Source organism: Pseudomonas sp. B12(2026), from assembly GCF_057767015.1.
Window position 1 is genome coordinate 3,436,839 of the sequence record NZ_CM173430.1, and the last position, 12,193, is coordinate 3,449,031.

The 12,193-nt window shown below is 66.9% G+C and carries 8 protein-coding genes; 1 reads left to right on the forward strand and 7 read right to left on the reverse strand.

Features of this window, described 5'->3' with window-relative positions; translation table 11 throughout:
* Position 1 precedes the first annotated feature (1 nt).
* Complete coding sequence (locus AC3B6A_RS16020) at positions 2-1,522, forward strand: sensor domain-containing diguanylate cyclase (RefSeq protein ID WP_488398194.1); 1,521 nt, start codon at positions 2-4, stop codon at positions 1,520-1,522.
* 65 nt (positions 1,523-1,587) lie between these two features.
* On the opposite strand, the gene AC3B6A_RS16025 is transcribed toward AC3B6A_RS16020, so the two are convergent.
* The 7 genes from AC3B6A_RS16025 to AC3B6A_RS16055 form a co-directional block, all read right to left on the reverse strand.
* On the reverse strand, positions 1,588-1,797 hold the full coding sequence (locus tag AC3B6A_RS16025; RefSeq protein WP_017518411.1) for a cold-shock protein: 210 nt from the start codon (positions 1,795-1,797) through the stop codon (positions 1,588-1,590).
* 1,348 nt (positions 1,798-3,145) lie between these two features.
* A complete protein-coding gene (gene otsA / locus AC3B6A_RS16030) occupies positions 3,146-4,558 on the reverse strand; it encodes an alpha,alpha-trehalose-phosphate synthase (UDP-forming) (RefSeq protein WP_488398195.1) in 1,413 nt (470 codons plus the stop codon).
* A complete protein-coding gene (locus tag AC3B6A_RS16035) occupies positions 4,540-6,339 on the reverse strand; it encodes a glycoside hydrolase family 15 protein (protein WP_488398196.1) in 1,800 nt (599 codons plus the stop codon). The genes otsA and AC3B6A_RS16035 overlap by 19 nt, the downstream gene beginning before the upstream one ends.
* The gene (gene otsB, locus AC3B6A_RS16040; protein ID WP_488398197.1) at positions 6,336-7,112 is read right to left on the reverse strand and encodes a trehalose-phosphatase; all 777 of its coding nucleotides are present in this window, start codon (positions 7,110-7,112) and stop codon (positions 6,336-6,338) included. The genes AC3B6A_RS16035 and otsB overlap by 4 nt, the downstream gene beginning before the upstream one ends.
* A gap of 613 nt (positions 7,113-7,725) precedes the next feature.
* Complete coding sequence (locus AC3B6A_RS16045) at positions 7,726-8,559, reverse strand: hypothetical protein (protein WP_488398198.1); 834 nt, start codon at positions 8,557-8,559, stop codon at positions 7,726-7,728.
* Positions 8,559-10,307, reverse strand: a complete 1,749-nt coding sequence (locus AC3B6A_RS16050) for a hypothetical protein (protein ID WP_488398199.1) — start codon at positions 10,305-10,307, stop codon at positions 8,559-8,561. Before AC3B6A_RS16050 ends, AC3B6A_RS16045 begins: the two co-directional genes overlap by 1 nt.
* A 12-nt stretch (positions 10,308-10,319) precedes the next feature.
* Entirely contained in the window at positions 10,320-11,825 is a 1,506-nt protein-coding gene (locus AC3B6A_RS16055) for an OmpA family protein (protein ID WP_488398200.1), read from the reverse strand.
* Positions 11,826-12,193: the final 368 nt, after the last annotated feature.

Below are 12,193 nucleotides of genomic sequence, written 5' to 3' on the forward strand. Positions count from 1 at the left end.
TGTGAAGCGCGACATACGCCTTGCCGTACTCCTGCTGTCGATCATCAGCCTGACCGTGACCGTGGCCACCGCCTGGGAGCTGTGGGCCGCCCGCGAGCGCACCCTCGACGACGCCTACACCCACAACCTCAACCTGACCCAGGCGCTGGACACCTACGTCGAAGGCATCGTCACCCAGAGCTCCATGCTGCTCCTGGGCCTGGCCGAGCGCCTGGAACTCGACGGCACCGGCCCCGCGCAACTGGAGCGCCTGCGCCGCCTGGCGCAGCGCCAGCAAACCCTGCTCGGCCAGCTCGACGGCGTCATCATCCAGGACGCCACCGGCGCCTGGCTGATGACCTCCAACGGCGACATCCCGCCCGGCGCCAACAGCGCCGACCGCGCCTTCTTCATCCACCACCGCGACGATCCATCGCCGGACGCCCACATCGGCGAGCCGATCCGCAGCCGCAGCAGCGGCAAGTGGGTGATCACCGTCAGCCGCCGCTACAACCACCCCGACGGCCGGTTCGCCGGCGTCATCTCCGCCACCCTGGACGTGGAAAACTTCCTCCGGCTGTTCGGCAAGATCGACGTCGGCCGCCACGGCGCCATCGGCGTCACCACCCGCAACGGCCAGGTGCTGGTGCGCTACCCCTTCCGCCAGGGCGACATGGGCCGCGTGCTGTCGCACTCGCCGATCTTCAGCGGCTACCTGGACAACACCCCGGCCGGCACCGCCACCTTCAACTCCTCGCTGGACGGCATCGAGCGCATCTACGCCTTCCGCCGGAACGAGCGCTACCCGCTGGTGACCGCGGTCGCCCTGGGCAAGGAGGAAACACTGGCCGCGTGGCGCACCGACGCCCTGCGCACGGTCAGCATCGCCCTCGGCCTGCTGGCGGTGATCGTCGTCATCGGCAGCCTGATGATCCTCGCGATCAAGCGCCGCATCGGCACCGAAGGCCTGCTGCTGACCGCCCGCGAAGAGCTGCTCAGGGCCAACCGCCAGCTCGAAGTGCTCGCCTCGCGCGACCCGCTCACCGGCCTGCGCAACCGCCGCAGCTTCGACGACCACCTCGCCGCCGAACTGCGCCGCGCCCACCGCGAGCGGACCCCGCTGGGCCTGCTGCTGATCGACGTCGACTACTTCAAGCGCTTCAACGACACCTACGGCCACCCCGCCGGCGACGACTGCCTGCGCAGCATCGGCCAGTTGCTGGCCGACAACGTGCGCCGCCCCGGCGACCTGACGGCGCGCTACGGCGGCGAGGAACTCGCGGTGATCCTGCCCAACACCGACAGCGACGGCGCCCAGGCCGTGGCCGAGCACATCCTGCTGCGCCTCTGGCAGAGCAACCTGCCCCACGTCGGCAGCCCGCTCGGCCGGGTGACCGTCAGCATCGGCGTCGCCACCCTGCCCGCCGGCTCGGACATCGCCGCCAGCGACCTGATCGCCGCCGCCGACCAGGCCCTGTACCGCGCCAAGGCCGCCGGCCGCAACCGCCTGGACAGCGCGCCGGGCCATGAGGGCGGTGTCTGACGGACATTTGCCGCCGGAATGAAAAAGCCCCGCGAATGCGGGGCTTTTTCTACAAGTGGCGTCGATTAGACGGCGCGTACTTGCTCGGCTTGCGGGCCTTTCTGGCCGGCGGTCACAACGAAGCTGACCTTCTGGCCTTCGTCGAGGGACTTGTAGCCGTTGCCTTCGATCTGACGGAAGTGAACGAATACGTCCGGGCCGCTTTCCGGGGTGATGAAGCCGAAGCCTTTCTCAGCGTTGAACCACTTGACGATGCCGTTTTGACGATCGGACATGATGTTGTCTCCAGATATTGATTGCTAAGGGCCGGCCGAACACCGACCGACCATGAGCTGAATGCGTAGTGAAGAGGTGCCGAGGAGATGGAACATCGAATAGACAGAACATCAAGTCGCGGCGCTTTACCGGGCAGGCAGCGCGAGCAGAATACATGGGGCGCGCGGAATTGGTAGTTTTTTTTCACTCAAGTGGGGGTATTTGACGGGCGGTCGGGGTGTCGGGGTGGGGCCTGGGACTGTGCAAAGGCCCGGTTTCAGCGGGTTTGCGCGCTTTGGCCGGGTTGAATCGATGTTATTCGAACGAAGTGTCGCAGGTGGGGGTTGTTGCCGTGGAAACCGGCTAGATCCCGCCGGGAATGGGGGTAAGTGATGCTTCTGGGGGTATTCGTCGATTTTTTGGGGTGGGTGTTTCTGCGCCGCTTCGGTGTGTTCGGGGAGATTTTGTTTCGCCCCCTCGGGCGACCTCCTTTGGCAAGTGCCCCAAAGTAGGCAAAGGTCTGTGCCCCTGCATCCGGTTTTTCGCCTAGGCGAAAAATTCCCTCGCTCCATCGAAGTTTCAGGGGCCCGCGTTGACGGGCCATCCCTGGCCCGACAACGCTCTCGCGGCATCCATGCCGCTCGACCCCTGAAACTCCGATTCCACTCGGCCTCCTGAAGGGGCGCTCCGGCGCGCGCGGATGTTTCTCTGGAAGTCTTCAAGAGCCAAAGCCCAAAGCCCAGCGCACTCGGGGCCTGCTCTCGTAGGAGCGGACCTTGTCCGCGAAGCTCTTGAGCGGGGCTGATCGCGGACAAGGTCCGCTCCTACGAAAAGCATCTCAGCGCAGATTGTCGATGGGCATCGCTTCGCTCCACGCCATCCTACGACGTGCAAATCCTTCAGCCGCTGCTCTGCCTGTCACACCGAAATCGCAGGCGCGCGCAGAGTCCCGTCAGGAGGCCGAGTGGAGGTATTGCGCAGAGGGGCGAGCGGCATGGATGCCGCGAGAGGCTTGAAGGGCCATGGATGGCCCTTGCAAGCCGACCCTCGGAGCAATACCGGAAGGAGGGAAGTCTGAGCGAAGCGAAGACCCGGATGTCGGGACGAGTCCTTTTGGTTCCTTTTGGGACGCCAAAAGGGACTCGCCCGGGAGGGCGAAACCAAATCTCTCAGCACACGCCGAAGCGGCGCAGAAACACCCAACCCCGAAAGACAAAAAGCATCGCGGAGAAGCTCCGCTCCTACGAAAGCGGTGCACCTCGCAGGCGTAGGAGCGGACCTTGTCCGCGATCCGCCGGCAGGGCCGGCGTCGAGCGGGTTCGCGAGCAAGCTCGCTCCTACAGGAGTGTGCACCAAAGCGCAGGAGTGTCAGTGGCTGAGGTAATGGCTCGACAACCAGTTCAGCGCCCTCCCCGGCCTCGTCAAGGCATCGATGAAGCTCGGCCCCCAGAACCGTATGTCGTTGGCCTGCAGCACCGCGTACATGTCGCGGTGGCGCGCCCGGCGTTCGCCCAGCGGCATGCGCAGGGCGGTGTTGATGGCGTCGGCCAGGGCGTCGCGGTCGTGGGGGTTGATGATCAGCGCGCCGCCCAGCTCGGCGGCGGCGCCGGCGAACTGGGAGAGGATGAGCACGCCGGGGTCGTCCGGGTCCTGCGCGGCGACGAATTCCTTGGCTACCAGGTTCATGCCGTCGCGCAGCGGCGTCACCAGGCCGATGCGCGCGTGGCGCATGACCATGGCGATGTCCTCGCGGCGGTGGTTGCGCCCGACGTAGCGCAGCGGCACCCAGGCCACGGCGCCGAAGCGGCCGTTGATGTGCCCGACCCGGGCGCTGACGGCGGCGTCGATGTCGGCGTATTCGGGAATGTCCTGGCGGCTGCCGGGGGATATCTGCAGGCAGGTCACGCGGTTGTGCCACTCGGGGTAGCGCTCCAGGAAGCGCTCGTAGCCGTCCAGGCGGTTGACGATGCCCTTGGAGTAGTCGAGGCGGTCCACGCCGACCATCAGCGCGCGGCCGCCGAGGCTTTCGCGCAGGTCGTCGGCGGCCGGGCTCTGCGAGGCTTCCTCGGCCAGCTTGCGGAAGCCGGCGGCGTCCACGCCCACGGGGAACACGCCGACGCGGAAGTGCTGGTCCTCCAGGTGGTAGCGGCGGCCGTCGGGGGTGGCGGCGCCGACCACGCGGGTGAGGTAGCGGGCGAAGTTGCTGGCGTCGTTCTCGGTCTGGAAGCCGATCAGGTTGTATTCGGTGAGCGCGCGGATCAGTTCGGCGTGATGCGGTATCGCGGTGAGCAGGTCCGCCGGCGGCATGGGGATGTGCAGGAAGAAGCCGATGCGGTTGGCGTGCCCGCGGGCGCGCAGGGCCAGGGCGAGCGGGATCAGGTGGTAGTCGTGCACCCAGAGCACGTCGTCCGGCTCCAGCAGCGGGCTCAGGCGCTCGGCGAAGAATTCGTTGACGCGCCGGTAGCCGCCGAAGTCGGCCTCGCTGAATTCGGCGAGGTCGACGCGATAGTGGAGGATCGGCCAGAGCACGCGGTTGGCGAAGCCGTTGTAGTACTCGTCGAAGTCCTGCGGGTGCAGGTCGGTGAGGATGTAGGTGAGGTTGCCGCGTTCGAGGGTGGTGAGCGGGCCCGGTTCCTCGGCCACCTGCCCGCTCCAGCCGAACCAGAGGCCTTCGCGCTGGCGCATGGCGGCCTCCACCGCGACGGCGAGGCCGCCGGGCGCGGCCGGGTGGGCTTCGTCGGGCACCATGACCCGGTTGGAGATCACCACGAGGCGCGACATAGACCTTCCTCCCAGCCGATGGAGAGACGCATGGCCGAGTTGATCAGCCCGGCCATGGAGTAGGTCTGCGGGATGTTGCCCCAGAGTTCGCCGGTGTGCGGGTGCAGGTCTTCGGAGAGCAGGCCGTAGCGGTTGCGCGCGGCGATCAGCTCCTCGAACAGCGCGCGCGCCTCGTCGCGGCGGCCGATGGCGGCGAGCGCGTCGAGGTACCAGAACTTGACCACCAGGAAGGCGGTTTCCGGCACGCCGAAGTCATCCGGCGCGGCATAGCGCAGCAGGTGGCCGTTGACGTTGAGTTCGCGGCCGATGCAGTCGACGGTGGCGACGAAGCGCGGGTCGTCGGCTTCGATGATGCCCAGCTCATTCATCAGCAGCACGCTGGCGTCGAGGTCGTCGAGGCCGAAGCTGCCGGTGAAGCACTGCTTCTTCTCGCTCCAGGCCTCGCGGAGGATGCGCTCGCGCAGGTCCGCGGCCCTGTCCATCCAGTCGCGCGCGGCGTTCTTGCGCCCGAGCCGCCCGCAGAGCCGCCCGACGCGGTCGCAGGCGACCCAGCAGAGCAGCGCGGAATGGGTGTGGATGCGCTGCCGGCCGCGGTATTCCCAGATGCCGGCGTCGGGCTTGAAGGCGGCGTACACGGCCTTGGCGGCGAGGGATTCGAGCAGTTGCAGCATGCCGTCGCTGCTGGGGCTGGGCAGGCGGTCGTCGACGAAGCTCTGCAGCACGGCGAGCACCACGGAGCCGAACACGTCGTGCTGGTTCTGTTCCACCGCCTGGTTGCCGACGCGCACCGGGGCGTGGTGGAGGAAGCCGGCGAGGTCCGGCTCGCTGCGCTCGGTGAGGTCCATGTCGGGGACGATGCCGTACAGCGGCTTGAGCTCGGCGTCGCCGCTGGCCACGGTGGTGATGAAGTCGATGTAGCCCTCCATGGTGCGGGTGGCGCCCAGGCGGTTGAGGGCGAGGATGACGAAGTAGGCATCGCGCAGCCAGCAGTAGCGGTAGTCCCAGTTGCGCTGGGAGCCGGGCGCCTCGGGGATCGAGGTGGTGGCGGCGGCGATGATCGCGCCGGTTTCCTCGAAGTTGCACAGCTTGAGGGTGATGGCCGAGCGGATCACCACCTGCTGCCACTCGAAGGAGATCGCCAGGCCGCGCACCCAGTCGTGCCAGTGGTCCTGGGTGCGCTTGAGGAAGTCGCGCACGACGTCGCCAGGGGCGTTGTCCAGCGGCTCGTCCATGCCGATCACCATGCTCACCGGGTGGCGCAGGGCGAAGCGGGTTTCGTTGAGCAGGTAGGACAGCGGCGCGTCGGTGGTCAGGCGGATCGGCTCGTCGCCGTCCAGGTAGCGGATGTGGCTGGAGCCGGCCACGCTGCGGCGCGGCTTGCCGTAGCCGTGGGTCGGGCGTACGCGCAGGGTGATCCTCGGCAGCCCTTCCAGCGGCTCGATCAGCCGGCACAGCTGGGCCGGGCGGAACACCCGGCCGTATTGCAGGAAGCGCGGGGCGAAGTCGGTGATGCGCACGGCACCGCCGCTGTCGTCGCGCAGGATGGTGGTGATGATCGCGGTGTTGCGCTGGTACTCGGACGCGTGGCTGACCTGGCCGTCGAGCAGCACGTCGGCGAAGCCCTTTTCCTCGTCGCCGGCCAGCAGCCGGGAGAACGCCGGGTCGCCGTCGAAGTTGGGGTAGCACCACCACAGCAGCCGTCCCAGCGGGTTGACCAGGGCGGCCACGCGGCAGTTGCCGATCAGGCCCAGTTCCAGTGCTCCATCGTGCCGTTCAGTCATCGATCGTTTCCTCCTGCCGCCGTGATGAGTGCAGTACGGACCGCCGCCGCGTCGGCGAAGACGGCACTCGCCCCCGGCAGCATGCGCCCGACCGAGAGCCCCAGCCCGTGCAGGCTGGGCATCAGGGCCAGGGCGGGTTGGTCGGTGAGGTCGTCGCCGACGAACAGCGGACGGCGCCCGGCGAAGGCCGGCGTGGTCATCAGGCGCTGGATGGCCTCGGCCTTGTCGACGTCCTCGGCGACGATTTCGTAGACCCGCTTGCCACCGAGCAGGCGCAGGCCCGTGCCTTCCGGCGCGATGAGCAGCGCCTGCAGGGCCACGCGCAGGGCCGGCGCGCTGTCGGGGGCGGCGCGGTAATGCAGGGCGAAACTGCTGCCCTTGTCCTCGGCGAGCACGCCGGCGTGGGCGCAGACCAGCGCGTTGAGCTGCACGCGCACGCAGGCCGGCAGGTCGCGGGTGGTGCGGCGCAGCGGGCTGTCGCCGGTTTCGCGCCAGTGGGCGCCGTGAGCGCCGCTGGCGGGCAGGCGCAGGGGGTGGAACAGCCGGTCGAGGTCTTCGACCGGGCGGCCGCTGACCAGGGCCAGGGCACCGTCGAGACGCCGGTGCAGCTGGGTGAGCGCATCGATCAGCCCGGGCGGGACGCGCACCGCGTCGGGGGTTTCGGCAATATCCAGAAGGGTTCCGTCGACATCCAGGAACACTGCGGTCTGCGTGTGCTGGCCAAGCCAGAGTTGCAGCAGCGCAGCGGCTGAGACCTCGCTGAGCGGGGCCATGGCCGTGTCGACAGGTCCTCGTTGCGGGGGACGTGACATAAGCCATTTCTCCGTTTGCAGCTCGTGCCGTTGCGCCTGTGAAGCCGCAACGGACGGTTGAAGGAGTCTTTTGGACCGTAACATGCGAGGCCACGGGGGTCGACCGAAAATGGCCCGGACGGTGCATGGCAAAAGGCCGCCGCAGGGGCGGCCGGCGGCGCCGGGAGGGGCAGCGGCGCGGTGGCCGGAACGCGCGTGGTTCGGCCCGGGCGCGGCGGCGCGACGGGCCGGGCAGATGCGCCGCACAAAAGAAAACGGCTGTTGCCGACATCCTGTCCGCAACAGCCGCTTGGGTAGCCCTCAGCAAAGGGCCTACGAACTGTAGGCCAATTGCCATCGCCGAGTCATCCCGTTCCTCCCGCATCCCCTCCAAACGCGACAATGGACCGCATTCTGCACGGCGATGACAGCCGATCCCCGCTAGATCGCTGCCGAGTCCGCGACTCGGCCCGAAGCGGCGAACCGAAACTGCAACCCTGTGGCGGCGCCGCATCCCGGTAGACGATTCAGCATTCAGGCCCCAAGTGAGCCCGCCCCCGGCGCCACGCGGCGCACCGGGGCCGACATCGATCGATCACTCCAGGGCAGAGGTCAGCTCGGGATTGCCGAAGCCGCGCAGCTCGGCGTGGGACTTCTCGAAGTAAGCAGACCAGAAGCCCTGCAGGTTCTGGATCATCTTGCCGCTGCGGTAGCCATTCTTCGCCGTGGTCGGAACGAAGGCCGCGCCATGTACGTAAACCCGCGCGCCAGCGAAGTCAGCCATCAGGTTCTGTTTCTGCACCTTGGCCAGCTCCGCCGTCGGGTCGATGGTGCGGATGCCGTTGGCCATGTAGAAGCTGCCGAAGTCGCTGTACTCCAGCATGTCGGAGAGGAGGAAGACGACGTTGTCATTCACTCCCTCCGCCTTCCGCATGTCCTGGCCAATCTCCTTGAGCGAGAAGAGGATCTCGCTGCGGGGAATATCGCTGCTGGAGGCCCCCATCGCCTGGGAGAAAGCCTGGCCGAAGCGCTTGAACATGACCTGCGGCTGTCCCTTGAGGCAATTATCCAGCTTGCGCGTGGACATCATCGGCACGTCCTCGATCACCGAGGCCTGCAGCGGACGTTCCAGCTCGCCGGCGAAGCGCAGCTGGGTGTAGTGCCCGTCCAGATAGGCACTGAAGCTGTACAGGCGCAGCTTGTCGCCCGGCTGTATGAAACGCTTGATGTGTCCCCAGGCCGCGCGTTGCAGGTCCTGGGTCAGTGGAGTGGTCTGGTCCACCACCACGGTGAGCATCCGACCCGATGCCGGGGTACGGAACTCCTCGACCTTGGCAGCGGCGTAGCAGCTGGGCACATCGTTGCGCTCCGCCGCCACCAGGGCGGCGGGCGCGAAAGCCAGTGCCAGGAGCAGGCCTCGCAGTTTCATCAGGCCTTCTCCAGCAGCTGCAGCTTGCGTGCGCGGCGCAACAGGGTGACTTCAACGCCATGCTTGGCGGCCACATGGGGCAGGTCTTCGTCCTCGAAGTCGGTCAGATCACCCCAGGCGTTCTTGTCGAACGTCGGCGCGGCGGCGGCCGCCTCAGCCACAGAAGCACCTGGCGCGACCGGGGCCACGACCGGCTCGACCACAACGTTCTGGGTGGCAACCACAGCCGGGGCCGGGGCAGCGACGGGCGCCGCAGCCGGCTGGAACATCGGGCGGAACGCCTCGAAGCTCTGCTTCAGGCTGCCCAGTTCCGGGTTGTCATCGCTGATGTTGGAAACGCCCGGGGCGAATTCGTTGAACACCCGCGCCGCCGCACTCAGCTCACCGTCATCGATCAGCGACTGAACCTTGCCGATGGCCGTCTTGAGGAACTTCTGCGCCATCTGGCTGGCCATGGATTCGGTAGCACTGATGTCCTCCACTTTCAGATAGTTCTCGAAGGTGCGCTGCAGCAGGTTCTGGCTGGTCTTTTCCTTGTCGTCGGCGCTGACGCGGAAGGTGCTCATCTGCAGTGCCTGCAGGGTACCCAGGGCAGCCTGGGCGTCCACCGCGATGGAACGCGCCTTGCTGTCGTGGAAGCGCTGGAACTCGTCGGCGTTGGCGAAGCCGTGGGTCAGCTCCCAGGCCTTGCGCGAATGGGTGCCGGCAAAGCCGAAAATATAGGCGAGGAAGGTCGAGGTGGTCTGGATGAACACGAACAGCACGCTCAGCACAGCGAAGGTCACCAGCGAGGCACGGTGCAGCGCATCGATCTGGTCCTGTGCGCTCTTGCCGGCGGACTTCTGGCTCAGGCTGGCCATGTCGTCGGTGAGCGGGAAGTCGTTGTCGCTGCCAGCGGGAAAATCGTCGGCGGACTGGCTCACCGCCGGCGGATTGGCGATCAGCTCGGCTTCCTGGGCGTTCAGGGTTTCAGTCCGCACCCAGAAGGCGGCGCAGGCCAGCACCACGATGAACACGGTGTAGGCCGAGACCACGCGGAAGCGCTTGGCCGGCATGGCGCCGTCCTTGGGTGCGCGCACGCGGTTGAGCATCTGCTGGAACTCGGGGCGGGCATCGTCGTCATTGGTGTTGTCGATGGTGATGATGTTCTTGCGCACCATGTCGCCCATGTCGCCGCCACCGCGCAGATCCTCGAAGGACATGATGTGCCCGACCACGGAGTTCTTGTATAGCTCGCGCCCGGCGAACTCGGAGAGCAGCAGGCAGATGATGGAGATCACCAGACCGATGGCGAAGGCGCCGACCATGGCGGTCTTCGGCGTGGCCAGGGTCAGGGCGAACGGCGCCAGGGCGTAGCCGAAGGCGGTGGCCTCGATCAGCATCAGCACGATGATCAGTGCCCAGATGCCCAGGTTCTTCTCGCGACGCCCATCCTCGTTGGCCTTGGCCAGGTAGTTCTCGCACTTCTTGAAGAAGCTCTTGTCGACCTTGTGCCCCTGGTAGTAGCTGGCATAGAAGGAGCACAGCTCCTTCTCCGAGGAGAGGAAGCCGGACTTGTCACGGTCGCCCGGGTGACGAACCCAGCCGCGGATGCGCCCCACCAGCGGCAGACGCATGCGCACGTTCATCAGCCAGTAGCGCACCTCGCTCCAGTACACGATCACCGGAATGGCCAGGAAGCACAGGGTCACCACCGGCACCACGATGTACCAGTAGGCGAGGAAGAACGCTCGAATCGTATCGAACATGGTCAGCTCTCGTTATTTGCGAATGGGTTGGAAGTTGGCGACGTAGGCCTGGCCCTGCTTCGGGTAGTAGATCTCCCCGCCGGTGGCGAGGCCCGAACGCTTGTCGAAGACGATGTCCATGCAGGTGACCGGCGACTCCGCCGGGTCCGTCGCGAACACCCGGTAAAGCACCTTGTCTTCGCCCTCGTAGGCGTTGGCCACGCCCGGGAATTTCGCGGACTGCTTCTTGCCGCCGGCCTTGTAGTTGGCGATGAACTGCATCTCCGGTTGCGCCACCACCAGCGCGTTTTCGCGCAGGATCGACACCGGACCGACCAGCGCCACGTGGCCGTTCACGACCTTGCCCCAGGGCCGGCCATTCATGCCTGGCAGGTAGTCGGTGGTGTCCGGCTCGTCCAGCGCTGCACCGGTGGCGAGGTTTTTCACCTCGCCTTCGCTGCGCGGCATGTCGCCGATGCAGGAACTGGCGGGTACTGCCGCGTAGGCCGGGGAGATCAGGCTGAAGGTCGAGGCCTTCGGCTTGATGCCCTGGGCCAGAGTCGAGGTGGTGCTGAGCACCGGGTTACCGCCGAAGTCGATGCTGCCCTTGCCCGGCAGGCTGATGCTGCTCGGCTGGGCCGCCTGCGCCTCGACGGTTTCTTCCGGCTGCACCTGAGGAACCGGCAGCGGCGCAGACTTGGCCTGAGTGCGGGCGGGCGTGTCTGCCGGCTTGGCGGCCGGGCTGGCAGTGCCATGGGCCAGGTACTTGGGATTGTTGCGTTCGGCGCGTACGCGCTCCACCAGCAGTTGCTGGCTATCCACTTCGGTCATCTCGACACGGCGGTTCTTCGCCCGACCGGCCTCAGTGGCGTTGTCCGCCAGAGGCCGGGATGCACCGGCGCCCTGGTAGTAGATATCGCTGGCCGGAATGCCAACCTCGGCGAGAATGCCGCCCACCGCGCGAGCACGCTGCTCGGACAAGCGCTGGTTGAACTCGGCCGGGCCAGTGGCATCGGTGTGGCCGACAACAAGAATCTTCTTGCCCGCGTTCTTCGGATCGTTGCGACCTTCAGCCAGTGCCTGGGCGATCTTGCGCAGCTGCCGCTGTCCATCCACGGTGACCTGCGCCGAGCCGATATCGAACATCGAGCTGTCCTGCACCTGCGCCTCGATGCCGACCACCGACGGAGCTGCGCCGGGCTGCGCCACCTGTCCAACCGGCGCGGCGGCTGTGAGCTCGGTGACCTGGATGTTTATCCCCTCTTCCTTGGCAATGGCCTGCAGGCGCTTGACCCGCTGCTGGTACAGGTAGGTCATGCCACAGCCCACCGCCGCGCCCACCGCCACTCCAGCGCCGACATTCTTGCCGGTGGCTGCCGCCAACCCGCCGCCAATGAGCGCGCCGGCGAGCCCACCGAGAGCGCAGGCGGTGGCGCCATTGGAATCTCCAAGGCCTTTGTCGATGCTGGCGCAGCCGCTCAGGCCGAGCGAAATGGCTACGGCGAGCGCGGTCGGTCGCAGGATGGCGTTGCTGAACATGACTTCCCCTTACGTCGTGGGTCGGCGGATGAATGAATAGGTGCGACGAGCGCCGCCATGGCGCGTCGCAGGTAGCGAGCGTCAGGCTGCGCGGGGCGGATGACTGCGCTGTGGGAAATTCGTGATGGGCCGGGCTCCCCGCGCAAAGAGGCGGGCAGTGAGCGGCAATGTATTACGGCGGACAGGCGCCGCGGCGAAGCGAAGGGTATTAGGCCGTCGGCCAAAGGGCATCAACGAGCGAATGGCCGTCGACAACGAACGACGGACGTGATGGTACTGCACCGGCATCCTCCTTGAACGGGTGGCGAGCGGCCGTCATGGCGCTGCGATCTGGCTAGCTTACGAGCGAGAAATCTATCACATTTCGA

Excerpts from the sequence above, each read along its gene's own strand:
- AC3B6A_RS16025 (WP_017518411.1), bottom strand. The coding sequence starts at position 1,797 with ATGTCCGATCGTCAAAACGGCATCGTCAAGTGGTTCAACGCTGAGAAA.
- otsA (WP_488398195.1), bottom strand. The coding sequence starts at position 4,558 with ATGTCGCGCCTCGTGGTGATCTCCAACCGGGTCATGGTGCCCGACGAA.
- AC3B6A_RS16035 (WP_488398196.1), bottom strand. The coding sequence starts at position 6,339 with ATGACTGAACGGCACGATGGAGCACTGGAACTGGGCCTGATCGGCAAC.
- otsB (WP_488398197.1), bottom strand. The coding sequence starts at position 7,112 with ATGGCCCCGCTCAGCGAGGTCTCAGCCGCTGCGCTGCTGCAACTCTGG.
- AC3B6A_RS16045 (WP_488398198.1), bottom strand. The coding sequence starts at position 8,559 with ATGAAACTGCGAGGCCTGCTCCTGGCACTGGCTTTCGCGCCCGCCGCC.
- AC3B6A_RS16050 (WP_488398199.1), bottom strand. The coding sequence starts at position 10,307 with ATGTTCGATACGATTCGAGCGTTCTTCCTCGCCTACTGGTACATCGTG.
- AC3B6A_RS16055 (WP_488398200.1), bottom strand. The coding sequence starts at position 11,825 with ATGTTCAGCAACGCCATCCTGCGACCGACCGCGCTCGCCGTAGCCATT.